Raw genomic sequence first — 16,512 nt, 5'->3', positions numbered from 1 at the left:
GACGGACTCCAGTATGGTCTAGACCACGGCCATGAGCAATGCCGAAGCCCCGAATCCCGAAAGGGAAAGCACGGTTTCCAGCGCGGTCCAGGACTTCAGCGTCTGCGGCACGGTGAGGTTGAAGTACCGCGAAACGATCCAGAAGCCGCCGTCGTTGACGTGCGAGGCGATGATCGAGCCCGCCGAAATCGCCATCACCAGCAGCGCCAGCTGGATCTGCGAATACCCGAGCTGGGCCACGGTCGGCGCGATGATCCCGCTCGTGGTCACGATGGCGACGGTCGCCGAACCCTGCGCGATCCGCATGCCGCAGCTGATCACGTACGCCGCGAGCAGCACCGGCAGCCCGGCGTCGTGCAGCGAGTCGGCCACGGCCTTGCCGATCCCGGTGGCCGAGAGCACCGCGCCGAAGAACGCGCCCGCGCCGACGACCAGCAGGATCATCGCCACCGGCCGCAGCGACTTCGCGGCCAGCTCGTTGAGGTCCTTGCCGGTGAACCCGCGCCGCAGGCCCAGCAGCCAGGACGCGAGCAGCACGGCGACGGTCAGCGCGACCGCCGGCGTCCCGATGAACGCGGCGACACCGGCGAGCGCGGAGCCCTTGGGCAGCCAGATGCTGCCGAACGTGCCGGCCAGGATCAGCACCAGCGGCACCGCGATGATCGCGGCGACCAGCCCCAGCGACGGCGGGTTGTCCTCGCGTTCGCCCTCTTCCTCGGCGAAGACCATGTCCTCGGGGACGTCGACGGTGATGCGCTTGCCGATCCAGGTCGAGTACAGCACGCCGCCGATCAGGAACGCGGGGATGCCGCAGGCCAGGCCCATCAGGATGATCCAGCCGAGCTCGACGTGCAGCAGCCCGGCGGCGGCCACCGGGCCGGGGTGCGGCGGCAGGAAGGCGTGCGTGATCGACAGGCCGGCCAGCAGCGGCATCGCGTACAGCACCAGCGACTTCCCGCCCTGGCGCGCGGCGACGTAGACCAGCGGGGCCAGCACGAAGATGCCGATGTCGAAGAACACCGGGATGCCGAAGACGAACCCGGCGACCCCCATGGCCAGCGGCGCCCGCTTCTCGCCGAACGACCGCAGCAGCGCGCCGGTGAGCACCTTGGCGCCGCCCGAGCGTTCCAGGATCGAGCCGAGGATCGTGCCCAGGCCGATGATCGCCGTGATGTGCCCGAGGATGCTGCCGAACCCCTTCTCCAGCAGGGAGTCCGACGCCTTCTGGGCGGAGCCGACGATCGTGCCGACCGGCAGGCCGGCGGCCAGCGCGGTCAGCAGGCCGACCACGATCAGCGCGATGAACGGTTCCAGCTTGAGCTTGATGATCAGCACGAGCAGGACGGCGATCGAGACGGCGGCGAGCGTCAGCAGCCCGCCCGTGGTGTGTTGCAGCCAGTGGATCATCGGGCTCTCCGGGGGTTGCGCAGGGAGTGTCCGGCGAGGGCGCCGGTGGGGGTTCCGTCGTCGAGGGCGGCGGTGCCGTTGACGAAGACGTGGGTGATCCCGGCGGCGGGCTGCCGGGGATCGTCGAAGGTGGCGGTGTCGGTGACCGCCTCGGGGTCGAACAGCACCAGGTCGGCGGCGTAGCCGGCGCGGACCAGCCCGCGGTCGGCCAGCCGCAGCCGCCGCGCGGCCCGCCCGGTCAGGTGGGCGACGCACTCGGCGAGGTCCAGCACGCCGAGCTCACGGACGTACCGGGCGAGGTAGCGGGGGAACGTGCCCCAGGCGCGCGGGTGCGGCCGGGCGCCGACGAGGAGGCCGTCGCTGCCGCCGGTGTGCGTCCGGTGCCGCATGATGGCCTGGACGTTCTCCTCGTGCCCGACGTGCATCAGGCACGACGTCCCGAGCCGTTCGTCCAGCAGGGTGTCGAAGTACAGCTTCGCCGGTTCCGTGCCTTGCTTGACGGCCGACGCGGCGACGCTGTGGCCGACCAGGTGGGCGTTGTGCTCGTGGCGCACGCCGTTGATTTCGATAGCTTCCCAGTCGATCGGGACGCCGTGCGCACCGTCCGAACCGGACTCCTCGATCTCGGCGCGGATCCGCTCGCGTTCGTCCACATCGGACAGCCGGGCGAGCGTGGCGTCGAGGCCGCCTTCGGTGGCCCAGCTCGGCAGGAGCGCGCTCAGGTAGGTCGCGCCCGGGAGGTACGGGTAGGTGTCGAGTGAGATGTCGCAACCGTCGTCGAGGGCGTCGTCGAGCAGCTGCAGCAGGTCGGGCGCCTTGCCCTTGTTGACCGAGAAGTTCATCGTGGCGTGGGCCAGGTGCAGCGGGCAGCCGGACTGCCTGCTCACGTCGATCATCTCGGCGAACGCCTCGAGGGCGCCCTTGCCGTAGCTGCGGTGGTGCGGGCTGTAGAAGCCGCCCCGCTCGCCGACCACCCGGCACAGCTCGACCAGCTCGCTCGTCTCCGCGTACATCCCGGGCGTGTAGGTGAGGCCGGACGACATCCCCATCGCGCCCTCGGCCAGCCCGGTCGCGACCAGGTCCTTCATCCGGTTGAGTTCGGCCTCGGTCGCGGGCCGGTCGGCCCAGCCGACGGCGAGCATCCGGACCGTGCCCTGCGGCACGAGGTAGGCGGCGTTGACGGCGATACCGCGGTCGAGCCGGTCGAGGTACTCGCCGACCGAGCGCCAGTTCCAGTCGAACCCCGGCGGGTCGTCGTTCCAGCCCGCGAGCTGCTGCCGCAGTGCTTCGAGCACGGTGTCGTCGACGGGCGCGTACGACAGGCCGTCCTGGCCGAGCACCTCGGTCGTGACGCCCTGGGTGATCTTCGCCGGGTGGTCCGGGTTGGCCAGCAGCTGCAGGTCGGAGTGCGAGTGCATGTCGATGAACCCGGGCGCGAGCACCAGGCCGTCGGCGTCGATGACCCGGCCGCCGGTCAGCGACCCGGCGTCGGCGACCTCCGCGATCTTCCCGCCGGCGAGGCCGACGTCGTGGCGGGCGAGCGGGGCGCCGGTGCCGTCGGCGACCAGCGCGTTCCGGATGACGACGGTCATCAGAACCACGTCCGGACGTAGTCGACGACGGTTTCGCCGTCGGCCGCGATCACCGGCAGCAGCGGCCACTTGTCGAACACCGTGCACGGGTGGGACAGGCCGAGCGCGATCCAGTCGCCGACCTCGACCGGGGAGCCGGGCGGCAGGGCCAGGAAGGCGTGCTGGTCGTTCAGCTTGGTGACGGTGTGGCCGTCGAGCGGTTCGGCGGGGCCGCCCGGGGTGCGGCGCAGCTGCGGTTGGGGCAGGCCCTCGTCGAAGGAGGCGTCGCGCTTGCCGATGGTCAGCAGCGCGAGCTCGTCCGACGGCTTCGACGTCACCTGCGCCCACGCCCGCAGCGCCGGCCGGAAGGAGTCGACGCCGTCGATGCGCGGGTGCTCGCCCAGCGGGGAGATCTCGCGGTAGAAGCCGTCGTCGTGGGTCAGGTAGGCGCCGCTGCGCAGCACCGGCAGCACGTCGAGGCCGTCCGGCCACGGCTTCGTCAGCTCGTTGACGACCCGGTCGAAGTAGGCGCTGCCGCCGGCGGTGACGATGATCTGCCCGTCGAGGAGTCCCTTGTCCGCCAGCGAGATCGCCAGGTCGCGCAGGCTGTCCACATAGGAGCTGATCTTGGCCAGCGCGGCCTCGTCGGTGCCGTGTGACAGCGCGCCTTCGTAGCCGCCGGTGCCCCGCAGCCGCAGCACGGGGCTGGCGTGGACCGCCTCGGCGACCGCCAGCGCGGTCGCGGTGTCGCGGACGCCGGTGCGGCCGCCGTCGGCCCCCACCTCGACGAGGACGTCCACCGGGCGCTCGGTGCCGTCGAGGGCCGCGGTCATCAGCTCGACCCCGCGCACCGAGTCGACCCAGCAGACGAACTCGAACCCCGGGTCGGCGGCCAGCTCGGCGGCCAGCCAGCGCAGGCCGGCCGGGTCGAGCAGCTGGTTGGCCAGCAGGACCCGGGACACGCCGAACGCCCGGTAGATCCGGAGGTGACCGGCGTTCGCGCAGGTCACGCCCCAGGCGCCGTGCTCGGCCTGTCGCGCGAACAGCTGGGGCGCCATGGTGGTCTTGCCGTGCGGTGCCAGCACCACGCCCCGCGCGGCGCACCACGCGGCCATCGTCCGCAGGTTGTGTTCGAGCGCTTCGTCGTCGAGGACGACGAAGGGGGCGAAGAACCCGTCGGTGAACAGGTTCAGCCGGCGGTCCGCGGCTTCGGCGAGAGTGAGCCCGGTCAGGGCGGGGGCGGCCGAGCGGAAGCGCCAGTCGATCCGCTCCTGGCGGAGGGCGTCGAGTGCGGCGTCGTTCAGGGTGAAAGCGGCGGGTGCGGTCATCGGCGGCGGTCCCTGGGTTGGCTGGTTCATCGTTGCGTATGTTGCAACGACTGTTGCGCATTTTGAGTGCCATAGGTGTAGCATCCGGGTCGCCACAGGTCAACGGGGTGAAGAACAGGGGAGACGGAAAGTGACGAGCGGGCCCGAAGTGTTGTGCGTGGGCGAGACGATGGCGCTGTTCGTGCCCGCCGAGCCCGGCCCGCCGGAGCAGGTGAAGCGCTGGGTGCGCACCATCGGCGGCGCCGAATCGAACGTGGCCTGCAACCTGCCGACGCTGGGTGTGCGCAGCGGCTGGGTGAGCGCGGTCGGGGACGACCCGTTCGGCCGGGCGGTGCTGCGCGAGGTCGCGTCCCACGGGGTCGACGTCAGCGGGTGCGTTGTCGATCCGACCCGCCCGACCGGGCTCTACGTCAAGGAAAGCGGCGCCGGCGGCAGTCCGGTGCGCTACTACCGGGCGGGCTCGGCCGCGTCCGGGATGGGACCGTCGCTGCTGGACCGGCTGGACCTCGACGGCGTCCGCGTGCTGCACCTGTCGGGGATCACGCCGGCGCTGTCGGACAGCTGCCTCGCGCTGGTCCGCGCGCTGCTGGAGCTGCCCCGCGGCGACCGGCTGATCTCCTTCGACGTCAACCTGCGGCCGGCGCTCTGGACCGGCCGCGACCCGAGCCTGCTCGCCGAACTGGCCGCGCAGGCGGACATCGTGCTGACCGGCGACGACGAGGCCCAGCGGGTGTGGGGGACCGGCGACCCGCAACGGCTGCGGGCCCTGCTGCCGCAGCCGCGCACGCTCGTCGTCAAGCACGGCGAGCGCGGGGCGACGCTGGTCGAGGGGGAGCCGCTGTTCGCGCCCGCGCTGGCGGTCGACGTCGTCGAGCCGGTCGGTGCCGGGGACGCCTTCGCCGCCGGGTTCCTCGCCGCGACGCTGCGCGGTGCGCCGCCCCTGGAACGGTTGCGGCAGGGGCACCTGCAGGCCGCGGTCACCCTGCTGACCCACGACGACGTCGGCGTGCCGCTGCCGCGGGACGTCGTGGCTACCCTGCTGCAGGCGGACCCGGACGAGTGGCGTTCGGCGCGGCTGACCGGAGAGGGCGTGGTGCTGACGTGAGCCAAAGTCTGGACCGGGCGCTGACGTTGCTGACCTCGATCGCGCAGGACGCGCGCACCCTCGACGACCTCGCCGACGAGATCGGCGTGCACAAGTCGACCGTCCTGCGGCTGCTGCGCACCCTCGAGCAGCACCACTTCGTCCGCCGCGAAGGCGCCCGCCACTACCGGCTGGGCAGCGCCATGTTCGACCTCGCCAACCAGGCACTGGATTCGTTCGACGTCCGCCGCAGCGCGCACCCGGCGCTCGCCGCGCTCAACGCGCGCACCGGGCACACCGTGCACCTGGCCAGCTATGAAGACGGCGAAGTCGTCTACATCGACAAGTTCGAAGGCCGCCATTCGGTGCGGATGTACTCGCGCATCGGCAAGCGGGCGCCGCTGCACTGCACCGCGGTGGGGAAAGTCCTGGTCGCGGCGATGCCCGTGGCCCGTCGCGAGGAGATCGCGCGGTCGATCGAGTACCCGGTGCGGACGCCGAACACGATCACCACGGCGGCGGAGTACCTGGCGGAGCTGGAGCGCGTGGCCGAGCGCGGGTACGCGGTCGACAACGCCGAACACGAGGACTTCATCCACTGCATCGCGGCGCCGGTACGGGGGACCGGCGGTGAGGTGCTGGCCGCCGCGTCGATGTCGGTGCCGAAGGTGCTGCTCGACTACGAAGGACTGCTGGCGCTGGTGCCCGAGCTGCGGGCCGCGACCAGGGAAGCTTCCGTCCACAGTGGATGGACGGAGAACGGAAAGGGGCACTGATGAGCAAGACGGCAGTTTCCACCGAGAACGCGCCGAAGCCGCCGGCGAAGTTCTCGCAGGCCGTCCGCAAGGGGAACCTGCTGCAGGTCGCCGGCCAGGTCGCGTTCGACCCGGCGACGGGCGCGATCGTCGGCGACGACGTCGTGGGCCAGACCCGGCAGACGTTCAAGAACATCGAGGCCGTGCTGGCAGAAGCGGGTTCGAGCCTCGCGGACGCGATCATGGTCCGGGTGTACCTGACCGACACCGCGCACTTCGCGCCGTTCAACGAGGTGTACAACGAGCTGATCGGCGACGCCCCGCACGCGGCGCGCACGACGGTGTACGTCGGGCTGCCGGGCGAGCTGCTCGTCGAGATCGACGTGCTCTGCGTGCTGGACTGAGCCTCCGGCGGGCGGTCAGCCCAGAACGCTCGTGTAGCCGTTCAGGGCAGGCTGCCCGCCGAGGTGGGCGTAGAGGACGTTCGAGTCGCGGGAGATCTCGCCGGTTCCGACGAGGTCCATCAGCCCGGCCATCGACTTGCCCTCGTAGACGGGATCGGTGATCATGCCCTCCAGCCGGGCGCACGTCTCGATGGCGTCCACAGTGGACTTGTCGGGGATCCCGTATGTCCCGGCGTGGTAGCGGTCGTCGAGTTCGACCTCGGGGATCTCGCCCCCGCCGATCAGCTCGGCGGTGGTGCGCGCGATGCGCGTGACCTGCTCGCGGGTTTCGCCGGGCTTGGCCGAGGCGTCGATGCCGAGGATGCGCCGCTTTTTGCCGATGGTGGTCCCGGCGACCATCCCGCCCTGGGTGCTGCCGGTGACCGAACAGACGATGACGGTGTCGAAGAAGACGCCGAGTTCTTCTTCCTGCTGTTCCAGTTCGACGATCCAGTTCGCGAAGCCCAGGCCGCCGAGCCGGTGGTCCGAGGCGCCGGCCGGGATGGCGTACGGCTTCCCGCCCCGCTCTTCGACCTCGGCGACGGCGTTCTCCCACGTCTCCTTGAAGCCGATGCCGAAACCGGCCTGGACGAGCCGGACGTCGGCGCCGAGGATCCGCGACAGCTGGATGTTGCCGACCTTGTCGTAGAGCGGGTCGTGCCAGTCGACCCAGCTTTCCTGGACGAGAACGGCCTTCAGCCCGGCCCGCGCGGCGGCCGCGGCGACCTGGCGGGTGTGGTTGGACTGGACGCCGCCGATGGAGACGAGCGTGTCCGCGCCTTCTTTCAGCGCGTCGGCGACGAGGTACTCCAGCTTGCGGGTCTTGTTCCCGCCGAAGGCGAGGCCGGAGTTGACGTCCTCGCGCTTCGCCCAGATCTGCGCGCCGCCGAGGTGTTCGGTGAGGCGTTCGAGGCGGTGCACCGGCGAGGGGCCGAAGAGCAGGGGGTAGCGCGGGAAGTCGGCGAGGGTCATCGGTCCTCCAGGAGGTCGGTCCAGATGGTCGAGATCACTTCGACGGCGGTCTCGGTGTCGTGTGCTTCCAGCGCATCGATGAGCCGGGTGTGGCGTTCCACCGAGTTCCAGGCCAGGGTCGAGCTGAACCGGGCGTGTTCGAGGCGGCGCAGGAGCGGGGTGTAGCGGTCGAGGGTCGCGGCGACGGCGGCGTTGCCTGCCAGCCGGACGGGGACGTCGTGCAGCTCGTCGTCGGCCTGGACAGCGGCCGCGATGTCGCGGGCTTCGATGGCTCGGGCGAACCGGTCGTTGGCCGCGCGCATGGCGGCGATGTCCTGCGGGCCGCACCTCGTGGCGGCCTGGCGGACGGCGAACTCGTGGAGCACGCGGACGATCTCGCGGGCGTCGAGCACGTCGGGGGACATCACTTCGGAGACGCGGGTGTAGGACTGCGGCTTCTGGTCGACGAGGCCGTCGTCGGTGAGGCGGCGGAGGGCTTCCCGGACCGGCGCCTTCGAGAGCCCGAGCTGGTCGGCGAGGTCGGCGTCGCGCAGGGGGGCGCCGGGCGGCAGGGTGCCGTCGACGATCGCCCGGCGGATGCGGTCGTAGGCCTCATCGCGGAGGAGGGGGCGGCTGACCTTCGAGAGACTCACATCTAACATGTTAGATTTCTGTGGCCGGGTTCGGCAAGCTTGCCGAAGTCAGTGCGGAACGGTGAGCCGGCGAGCCAGGTCGGTGAACTCGTCGAAGGCGAGCCGCCCGCGCTGCAGCACGGCGGACATCTCGTCCGAATGCGACTGCCGGGCCGAGGGGTCCCGGTCGAACCAGAGCTGCCGCAACGCCCGATCGGCCTCGGCGACGGCGACCGCGCCCGCGATCAGCTCGTCCGGCCCGACGAGGCGGAGCAGCAGGAGTGCCTTCTTGAGCTCGCTGCGCGCGTTCCAGTACCGCTGTTCGGCTTCGGCGACCAGTTCGGCGCCGGCGGTGACGGCGGGTGCGACGGTGCGGACGGTCCGGAAGAGCCACAGAACGGCATCACGGGCGGTGGTCGCGGCCTCGACGAGCTGGGCGGAGCGCAGGGCGCGTTCTTCCCGCAGCCGCGCCCGGGCGGCGACCCGGGCCTTGACGGGTTCGAGGAAGACCCCGAGAAGCACCCCGGCCAGCGCGAAGACCCCGGCAACGAGTGGAGTGAGCACGGCACGAAAGTGTGCCCCACCCGGCGGGAAGCCGAGTCGGCCCGGCGGAAACCCGGATCGCCGCGGCTTGCGCTAGCCGACCCGGCCGATCAGCAGTGGGTGGGTGCTGTGGTGCCTGGTCGGCGGGATTCGGTTCGCCGGCCTGGCGAGCGCGATCCGCCGGCCGAGCTGATCAGCGGTTGCGGTGTCGTCGCGCCCGCCCGGCGAAGCTCGCCTCGCTGATCAGCGGTCGGGGATTGTGATGTCCGGCCGGCGGGCGGTGCGCCGGCGGGCCGGACAGCAGTGGTGGGTGTCGTCATGCCGACCGGCGAGACCCACTCCGTCGGACCCGGGAGGCGAGGGCGGCGACCAGTCACACCGCCGTGGCCACCCTCACCCGCGTCAGCCGGCATGCACCCAGGTCAGTAGACCGGACCGGTGAACTTCTCGCCCGGACCCTGCCCGGGCTCGTCCGGCACGGCCGAAGCCTCCCGGAACGCCTTCTGCAGCGACTGCAGGCCATCACGCAACGGCCCGGCGTGCAGCCCGAGGTACTCCGCGGAGGCCGTCACGAGGCCGGCGAGCGCGGTGATCAACCGGCGGGCCTCGTCGAGGTCGCGGTGCGGGGACGTCGCCGGGTCGGCGTCGGCGAGCCCGAGGCGCTCGGCGCCTGCCGACAGCAGCATCACCGCCGCCCGGCTGATCACCTCCACGCTGGGGATCTCGGCCAGGTGGCGGTCGTCCGGGGAATAGGGGGCCTGTTCGGAGGGTTGTTCTGACACGTCTGGTACCCTTCCACGAGCGACCAGCCCCCGAGCGATCGGGGGCGGCAAGTGGAGCCCCGCTCCCACCCGCGTCACCGTACAGGTGTCCGGGTCCGGTCTCGCCAGGACGCAAGTCCGAAGCGAAGCAGTGCCCTCCGGGGCACGATCGGAACAGAGTGGGCCCGCGCACCGAATGGTGACCGGGGCCTTCGCTATGTGGGCACCAGGTCGAAACGAGAACAGGAAACATTCCTCGGACCAAGGAGGCCCCATCAGCTCCGAGACACGCATCAACGACCGAATCCGGGTGCCGGAGGTCCGTCTCGTCGGACCCGCCGGCGAACAGGTCGGCATCGTCCGGATCGAGGATGCGCTGCGCCTGGCGCAGGAGAACGACCTCGACCTCGTCGAGGTCGCGCCGCAGGCCCGCCCGCCGGTGTGCAAGCTCATGGACTTCGGCAAGTTCAAGTACGAGAGCGCGCAGAAGGCCCGCGAGTCGCGGCGCAACCAGCAGCTGACCGTCATCAAGGAACAGAAGCTGCGCCCCAAGATCGACCAGCACGACTACGAGACCAAGAAGGGTCACGTGTCGCGGTTCCTGGCGGCGGGCAACAAGGTCAAGGTCACGATCATGTTCCGCGGCCGCGAGCAGTCCCGGCCGGAGCTCGGCTACCGGCTGCTGCAGAAGCTCGCCGAGGACGTCACCGAACTGGGCTTCGTCGAGTCGTCCGCCAAGCAGGACGGCCGCAACATGATCATGGTGCTGGCCCCGCACAAGAACGTGAAGCCAAAGGCCAAGGCCGAGCCCGCTCCCGAGCAGGCCCCCGAGGCGTAGGCGCCGACCAGCACGAGTCAGCGGCTCACCGGTTCTCCGGTGAGCCGCCGCACGAAAGAGGACACCAATGCCGAAGATGAAGACCCACAGCGGGACGTCCAAGCGCATCCGCAAGACGGGGACGGGCAAGCTGCGCCGCCAGATGACCGGCCGGCGCCACCGCATGGAGAAGAAGTCCAGCCGCGTGACCCGCCGTCTCGAGGGCACCACCGAGGTGTCGAAGACCGAGGTCGGCCGCGTCAAGCGCCTGCTCGGCATCTGATCCCGCAGAACTTGCTCTAACCCACCCGGGGCGTCCCCCTCGCCCCCCGAAATCGACAGGATGGACCCGTGGCACGCGTCAAGCGGGCGGTCAACGCCCAGAAGAAGCGTCGCGCAACTCTCGAACTGGCCAGCGGCTACCGCGGCCAGCGTTCGCGGCTGTACCGCAAGGCCAAGGAGCAGACGCTTCACTCGCTCAACTACGCCTACCGGGACCGCCGTGCCCGCAAGGGTGACTTCCGCCAGCTGTGGATCACCCGCATCAACGCGGCCGCTCGCGCCAACGGCGTGACCTACAACCGGTTCATCCAGGGCATCAAGGCCGCGGGTGTCGAGGTCGACCGCAAGATCCTCGCGGACCTCGCCGTCAACGACGCCGCCGCCTTCACCGCGCTGGCCGAGCTCGCCAAGGCCAACGTCAACACCGGCGAAGCGAAGTCGGCCTGACCGGCAGCTTTCAGCGACCCGGGGCGGAGCCGTTCACCGAACGGACCCCCCGGGTCGTTGCTGCGCGCAAGCTGACGCGGCGCGCGGAACGCGACAAGACCGGCCGGTTCCTGGCCGAAGGCGCCAACGCCGTCGAGGCCGCTCTGGCCGACGGCACGGTGCACGAGCTGTTCGTCACCGACCGCGCGGCCGCCCAGCACGCGGACCTGGTCGACGCGGCCCGCGCGGCCGGCGTCACCGTCTCGCCGATCACCGACCGCGCCGCCGACGGGCTGTCGGAAACCGTGACACCGCAGGGCATCGTGGCCGTCTGCGCGCTGCTGGACCGGCCGCTCGAGGAGGCCGTGACGCCGGAGGCGAAGCTCGTGGTCGTGCTCGTGGACGTCGCCGACCCCGGCAACGCGGGCACGGTGATCCGCGTCGCGGACGCGGCCGGTGCCGACGCGGTGGTCCTGGCGGGCGACACCGTCGACCCGCACAACGGCAAGTGCGTCCGCGCGGCCGCCGGCAGCCTGTTCCACCTGCCGATCGCGCGGGTCCGTGATGTCGCGAGCGCGCTGAGCGCCTGCTCGGCCGCGGGCCTGCGGACGCTCGCCGCCCACGGCTACGCCGACGCCGAACTCGATCGGGTGGACCTCACCGCCCCGACCGCGTGGGTGTTCGGCAACGAGGCCCACGGCCTGCCCGCCGACGTCCTCGACCGGACCGACCTCGCCGTCCGGATCCCCCTGTACGGCCGCGCCGAGAGCCTCAACCTGGCCACCGCGGCGGCCGTGTGCGTCTACACGAGCGCGCTGGCGGCGCGGCGCTGACCTGCGAGTAGGCTCCCGCAATATCCATTGTGGCCGATATTGGGGGGGTTCCATGGGCAGGCTTGCCCGTTCGTTCGCGCTGTTCTCCGCTTCGTTCAAGGTGCTGCGCGCCCACAAGGGCCTGGCGTGGTTCCCGGTGCTCGCCGGGATCGCCGGACTGCTGGTCGCCGCGGTGTTCCTGACACCGGCGTTCTTCACCGTCCACCTCGAGGCCGAGAACTTCCGGCCCACCGCCGGCACGTACGTGCTGCTCGCGGCGTTCTACCTCGTCTCGGCGTTCGTCACGATCTTCTTCAACGCCGCCCTGATCTCCCAGGCGGACATCGCGCTGCGCGGTGACGGCGGCATGCCGGGTGTCGGCGCGGGCCTCGCCGCAGCCGGGCGCCGCTGGCCTGCCCTGCTCGGCTGGGCCGGGGTGACCGCGACGGTCAGCGTGGTGCTGCGCACGATCGAGGAGCGGCTCGGCTTCCTCGGCAGCATCATCAGCGGCCTGATCGGCATGGCCTGGCGGTTCACGACGTACCTCGTGCTGCCGGTCGTCATGCTCGAGGGCACGGGGGTGAAGGCGAGCGTCAAGCGGTCGGTCGAGCTGTTCCGCCGCGCCTGGGGCGAGAACGTCGCCGGCACCGCCGGCCTCGGCCTGGTCGGTTTCCTGCTGACCTTCGCCGGTTACGTCGTGCTCCTCGGAGCCGGCTTCCTGCTCGGCGGCACGGCCACCGTGTTCGTCGCGGTCGGGCTGGCGATCGTCTGGACCCTGCTGGTGGCGGTCTTCATCACCACGTTGTCCGGCATCTACCAGACCGCGCTGTACCGCTACGCCGCCGAGGGCGTGGTGCCCGGCGAGTTCGCTTCGGTCGACTTCTCCGAGGCGTTCCGCCGGCGGTGACCGTGCGTCCGCGCGCCCACGGGGCGACCGGGGGCGCGCGGAGCCGATCCCATAGACTTTTCCCGCCTTTGACCTCTCGCGTGCCGTGTGCGGCGGCGCGTGAACGACCAGTCCCAGCGGACGCCGAGGAGTTATGTCCGGAGCCACGGAGAAGGAAGCACAGGGCGCGGTGCTCGCCCCCGAGACGCTGCAGGAGGCGGTCAAGGCCGCCGAAGCGGCGTTCGCCGCCGCGACCGGGCTCGAAGGGCTGGCCGAGGTCAAGCCGGCCCACCTCGGTGACCAGTCCCCGGTGGGCCTGGCCCGCCGCGGGATCGGCGCCCTGCCCAAGCAGGAGAAGGCCGAGGCCGGCAAGCGCGTCAACGAGGCCCGCCAGGCGATCCAGGCGGCCTTCGACGCCCGCCGCGCCGAGCTCCAGGTGGAGCGCGACGAGCGCGTGCTGCGCGAAGAAGCCGTCGACGTCACCCTGCCGTGGGACCGCGTTCCGCGCGGCGCGCGGCACCCGATCACCACCATCTCCGAGCGCGTCGCCGACGCCTTCGTCGCGATGGGCTACGAGGTCGCCGAAGGTCCCGAGCTCGAAGCCGAGTGGTTCAACTTCGACGCGCTGAACTTCGGCAAGGACCACCCGGCCCGCCAGCTGCAGGACACCTTCTACGTCGGCGAAGAGGACTCGGGCCTGGTGCTGCGCACGCACACCTCGCCGGTCCAGGCACGCACGCTGCTGCACCGCGACCTGCCGGTGTACGTCGTGTGCCCCGGCCGGACGTACCGCACCGACGAGCTCGACTCGACGCACACGCCGGTGTTCACCCAGGTCGAGGGCCTCGCGGTGGACAAGGGCATCACGATGGCCCACCTCAAGGGCACGCTGGACGCCTTCGCCCGCGCGATGTTCGGCGAGAACTCCAAGACACGGCTGCGCCCGCACTTCTTCCCCTTCACCGAGCCGTCCGCGGAGGTGGACGTCTGGTTCGAAGAGAAGAAGGGCGGCCCCGGCTGGGTCGAGTGGGGCGGCTGCGGCATGGTCAACCCGAACGTGCTGCGCGCCTGCGGCGTCGACCCGGACGTGTACTCCGGGTTCGCCTTCGGCATGGGCATCGAGCGCACCCTGCAGTTCCGCAACGGGATCCCGGACATGCGCGACATGGTGGAAGGCGACGTCCGCTTCACCCTTCCCTTCGGAACGGAGGCGTAGTGCGAGTTCCAGTCAGCTGGCTGACCGAACACCTCGAGCTCACCGACGAGGTCACGCCGCAGGACCTGGCCGACGCGTTCGTCCGGATCGGCATCGAGGTCGACGACCTGCGCGAGCTCGGCCCGGTGACCGGCCCGCTGGTCGTCGGCCGGGTGGCCGAGATCGAGGAGCTCACCGAGTTCAAGAAGCCGGTCCGCTTCTGCCGCGTCGACGTCGGCGAGCCCGCCGACGAAGCCGAGGAGCTCGACGAAGACCTCGACGACGAAGACGAGGACGACGACGAAGCCGGCGAGTTCGACGAGGGCCCGCACGGCATCAAGACCCGCGGCATCATCTGCGGCGCGCGCAACTTCGTCGAGGGCGACCTGGTCGTCGTCGCGCTGCCCGGTGCCGTCCTGCCCGGCGACTTCGAGATCGCCGCCCGCAAGACCTACGGCCGGATCAGCGACGGCATGATCTGCTCGGCCCGCGAGCTCGGCCTCGGCGACGACCACACCGGCATCCTCGTGCTCCCGCCGGGCACCGCGAGCCCGGGCGACGACGCGCGCGAGCTGCTCGGCCTCGACGACTCGGTGATCGAGCTCGCCCCGACCCCGGACCGCGGCTACGCGCTGTCGATCCGCGGGCTCGCGCGCGAGCTGTCGAACGCGCTCGACGTGCCCTTCGGCGACCCGGCGCTGCTGGAGGTCCCGGCGGCCGAGGGCGACGCCTGGCCGGTGCACGTCGAGGACCCGGAAGGCTGCCCGCGGTTCGTGCTGCGCCGGGTCACCGGCCTGGACGCGACCGCGCCGACCCCGTGGCGGATGCGCCGACGGCTGATGCTGGCCGGCATCCGGTCGATCTCGCTGGCCGTCGACGTGACGAACTACGTGATGCTCGAGCTCGGGCACCCGCTGCACGCGTTCGCCACCAAGGCCATCCAGGGCGATCTGGTGGTCCGCCGGGCGAAGCCGGGCGAGAAGCTGACCACTTTGGACGACGTCGAGCGCACGCTCGACCCGGACGACATCGTCATCGCCGACGACAGCGGCGTCATCTCGCTCGCCGGCACGATGGGCGGCGCGAGCACGGAGATCACGCCGGAGAGCACCGACGTGCTGCTCGAGGCGGCGCACTGGAACCCGGCCGCGATCAGCCGCACCGCACGGCGGCACAAGCTGTTCTCCGAGGCCGCCAAGCGCTTCGAGCGGTTCACCGACCCGCAGCTCTGCGCGGCGGCGGTCGAGCTGGCCGCGCGGCTGCTGCGCCAGTACGGCGACGCCGCCATCCAGCCGGGCCGCACCGACGAGGGCACGGTCGAGCCGAACCCGCCGGTCGTCATGCCGATCAACCTGCCGGACAAGATCGCGGGCGTGAACTACCAGCGCGGCGTGACGGTCCGCCGGCTCACCCAGATCGGCTGCAAGGTCTCGGTCGGCACGGGTGACGACGGAACGGGCCTGGTCACGGCGATCCCGCCGAGCTGGCGCGGCGACCTCCGCCAGCCGGCCGACCTGGTCGAGGAAGTCCTGCGGCTGGAGGGCTACGACAGCATCCCGTCGGTGCTGCCCGCCGCCCCGGCCGGCCGCGGCCTGACCGACAGCCAGCGGCGCGTCCGCAGCGTGTCCCGTGCGCTGGCCGAGGCGGGCTACGTCGAGGTGCGCCCGTTCCCGTTCGTCGGCGACGCGGTGTGGGACGCCTTCGGCCTCCCGGCCGACGACGTCCGCCGCAACGCGGTGGTGGTCCGCAACCCCCTGGAAGCCGACCGCAACCGCCTGGTGACGACGTTGCTCCCGGGCCTGCTGGACACCCTGCAGCGCAACGTGTCCCGCGGCATGAAGGACGTGGCGCTGTTCCACGTCGGCCAGGTGGTCCTCCCGGCGCCGAACCCGCTGAAGGTCCCGGACCTCGGCGTCGACCACCGGCCGTCGGACGAGGAGCTGGCCCTGCTGGAGGCGGCGGTGCCGCAGCAGCCCCTGCACGTGGCGGTGGTTCTGGCCGGCAACCGGCACCGCGCGGGCTGGTGGGGCCAGGGCGAGCAGGCGAGCTGGGCCGACGCGGTCCAGGCGGCCCGCACGATCGCCGAGGCGGCCGGCGTCGAGCTGACCGTGCAGGCGGCCGACCTCCCGCCGTGGCACCCGGGCCGCTGCGCCCAGCTCCGCGTCGGCGACTGGCCGGTCGGCCACGCCGGTGAGCTGCACCCGAAGGTGATCGAGGCCCTCGGCCTGCCGCCGCGCACGGTGGCGATGGAGCTGGACCTGGACGCGATCCCGCTCCCGGATTCCCGCCCGGCCCCGAGCGTCTCGAGCTACCCGCCGGTCCTGCTCGACGTGGCCCTGGTGGTGGCGGAGGAGGTCCCGTCGGCAGACCTGGCGGAGGTACTGCGCACCGGCGCGGGCGAGCTGCTCGAGGACATCACGCTGTTCGACGTGTACGCGGGCGAGCAGGTGGGCGAGGGCAAGCGATCCCTGGCGTACAAGCTGCGCTTCCGCGCCCCGGACCGAACCCTGACGGTCGACGAAGCCACCAAGGCCCGCGACGCGGCAGTGGCGGCCGCGGGCGAGCGCTTCAACGCCACCCTCCGCGCCTGACCGCAACGCCCCGACGGTCACCCGGCTC

17 protein-coding genes are annotated in these 16,512 nt (G+C 71.6%); 10 read left to right on the top strand and 7 right to left on the bottom strand.

Features of this window, described 5'->3' with window-relative positions:
- Nucleotides 1–18: 18 nt before the first annotated feature.
- The 3 genes from HUT10_RS12295 to HUT10_RS12285 are packed head-to-tail and all read right to left on the bottom strand — an operon-like array spanning nt 19 to nt 4,306.
- Nucleotides 19–1,407, bottom strand: a complete 1,389-nt coding sequence (locus tag HUT10_RS12295) for a GntP family permease (protein WP_176171315.1) — start codon at nt 1,405–1,407, stop codon at nt 19–21.
- Nucleotides 1,404–2,999 carry an amidohydrolase family protein gene (locus HUT10_RS12290; protein WP_176171314.1) on the bottom strand — a complete coding sequence of 532 codons (1,596 nt, stop codon included), beginning with the start codon at nt 2,997–2,999 and terminating at the stop codon, nt 1,404–1,406. The genes HUT10_RS12295 and HUT10_RS12290 overlap by 4 nt, the downstream gene beginning before the upstream one ends.
- Nucleotides 2,999–4,306, bottom strand: coding sequence for an amino acid deaminase (locus HUT10_RS12285; protein WP_176171313.1), 1,308 nt, complete (start codon nt 4,304–4,306; stop codon nt 2,999–3,001). Before HUT10_RS12285 ends, HUT10_RS12290 begins: the two co-directional genes overlap by 1 nt.
- Nucleotides 4,307–4,436: 130 nt before the next feature.
- On the opposite strand from HUT10_RS12285, the gene HUT10_RS12280 reads away from it, so the two are divergent.
- From HUT10_RS12280 to HUT10_RS12270, 3 genes are read left to right on the top strand one after another with little or no spacing between them, the layout of a single operon-like run.
- Complete coding sequence (locus tag HUT10_RS12280; RefSeq protein WP_176171312.1) at nt 4,437–5,411, top strand: sugar kinase; 975 nt, start codon at nt 4,437–4,439, stop codon at nt 5,409–5,411.
- Nucleotides 5,408–6,166 carry an IclR family transcriptional regulator gene (locus tag HUT10_RS12275; RefSeq protein ID WP_176171311.1) on the top strand — a complete coding sequence of 253 codons (759 nt, stop codon included), beginning with the start codon at nt 5,408–5,410 and terminating at the stop codon, nt 6,164–6,166. Before HUT10_RS12280 ends, HUT10_RS12275 begins: the two co-directional genes overlap by 4 nt.
- Nucleotides 6,166–6,549 carry a RidA family protein gene (locus HUT10_RS12270; protein ID WP_086864195.1) on the top strand — a complete coding sequence of 128 codons (384 nt, stop codon included), beginning with the start codon at nt 6,166–6,168 and terminating at the stop codon, nt 6,547–6,549. Before HUT10_RS12275 ends, HUT10_RS12270 begins: the two co-directional genes overlap by 1 nt.
- Before the next feature lie 15 nt (nt 6,550–6,564).
- Here the strand turns inward: HUT10_RS12270 and HUT10_RS12265 are convergent, their stop codons facing one another.
- From HUT10_RS12265 to HUT10_RS12250, 4 genes are all read right to left on the bottom strand, one after another.
- A complete protein-coding gene (locus tag HUT10_RS12265; protein WP_176171310.1) occupies nt 6,565–7,560 on the bottom strand; it encodes a 1-aminocyclopropane-1-carboxylate deaminase in 996 nt (331 codons plus the stop codon).
- A complete protein-coding gene (locus HUT10_RS12260; protein WP_176171309.1) occupies nt 7,557–8,201 on the bottom strand; it encodes a GntR family transcriptional regulator in 645 nt (214 codons plus the stop codon). The genes HUT10_RS12265 and HUT10_RS12260 overlap by 4 nt, the downstream gene beginning before the upstream one ends.
- A gap of 39 nt (nt 8,202–8,240) precedes the next feature.
- On the bottom strand, nt 8,241–8,735 hold the full coding sequence (locus tag HUT10_RS12255; protein WP_176171308.1) for a hypothetical protein: 495 nt from the start codon (nt 8,733–8,735) through the stop codon (nt 8,241–8,243).
- Nucleotides 8,736–9,136: 401 nt separating this feature from the next.
- Nucleotides 9,137–9,496: a DUF1844 domain-containing protein gene (locus HUT10_RS12250; RefSeq protein ID WP_176171307.1), complete on the bottom strand. Its 360-nt coding sequence runs from the start codon at nt 9,494–9,496 to the stop codon at nt 9,137–9,139.
- A 196-nt stretch (nt 9,497–9,692) separates the two neighbouring features.
- On the opposite strand from HUT10_RS12250, the gene infC reads away from it, so the two are divergent.
- The 7 genes from infC to pheT all read left to right on the top strand — a co-directional run bounded on the left by infC (nt 9,693) and on the right by pheT (nt 16,484).
- Nucleotides 9,693–10,313 carry a translation initiation factor IF-3 gene (infC, locus tag HUT10_RS12245; RefSeq protein ID WP_086840451.1) on the top strand — a complete coding sequence of 207 codons (621 nt, stop codon included), beginning with the start codon at nt 9,693–9,695 and terminating at the stop codon, nt 10,311–10,313.
- A 67-nt stretch (nt 10,314–10,380) separates the two neighbouring features.
- Nucleotides 10,381–10,575: a 50S ribosomal protein L35 gene (gene rpmI, locus HUT10_RS12240; RefSeq protein ID WP_043780277.1), complete on the top strand. Its 195-nt coding sequence runs from the start codon at nt 10,381–10,383 to the stop codon at nt 10,573–10,575.
- A gap of 68 nt (nt 10,576–10,643) precedes the next feature.
- Nucleotides 10,644–11,021 carry a 50S ribosomal protein L20 gene (gene rplT / locus HUT10_RS12235; RefSeq protein ID WP_004559056.1) on the top strand — a complete coding sequence of 126 codons (378 nt, stop codon included), beginning with the start codon at nt 10,644–10,646 and terminating at the stop codon, nt 11,019–11,021.
- Entirely contained in the window at nt 11,018–11,833 is an 816-nt protein-coding gene (locus HUT10_RS12230; RefSeq protein WP_176177794.1) for an RNA methyltransferase, read from the top strand. Before rplT ends, HUT10_RS12230 begins: the two co-directional genes overlap by 4 nt.
- A gap of 52 nt (nt 11,834–11,885) precedes the next feature.
- On the top strand, nt 11,886–12,719 hold the full coding sequence (locus HUT10_RS12225; protein WP_176171306.1) for a DUF6159 family protein: 834 nt from the start codon (nt 11,886–11,888) through the stop codon (nt 12,717–12,719).
- Nucleotides 12,720–12,852: 133 nt separating this feature from the next.
- Nucleotides 12,853–13,914 (top strand): phenylalanine--tRNA ligase subunit alpha, encoded by a 1,062-nt coding sequence (gene pheS / locus HUT10_RS12220; RefSeq protein WP_176171305.1) that lies wholly within the window; start codon nt 12,853–12,855, stop codon nt 13,912–13,914.
- Nucleotides 13,914–16,484, top strand: coding sequence for a phenylalanine--tRNA ligase subunit beta (gene pheT / locus HUT10_RS12215; protein WP_176171304.1), 2,571 nt, complete (start codon nt 13,914–13,916; stop codon nt 16,482–16,484). The genes pheS and pheT overlap by 1 nt, the downstream gene beginning before the upstream one ends.
- Nucleotides 16,485–16,512: the final 28 nt, after the last annotated feature.

The organism is Amycolatopsis sp. Hca4 (genome assembly GCF_013364075.1).
Taxonomy (GTDB): Bacteria; Actinomycetota; Actinomycetes; order Mycobacteriales; family Pseudonocardiaceae; genus Amycolatopsis.
This window is presented reverse-complemented; position numbering and strand designations above follow the sequence as displayed.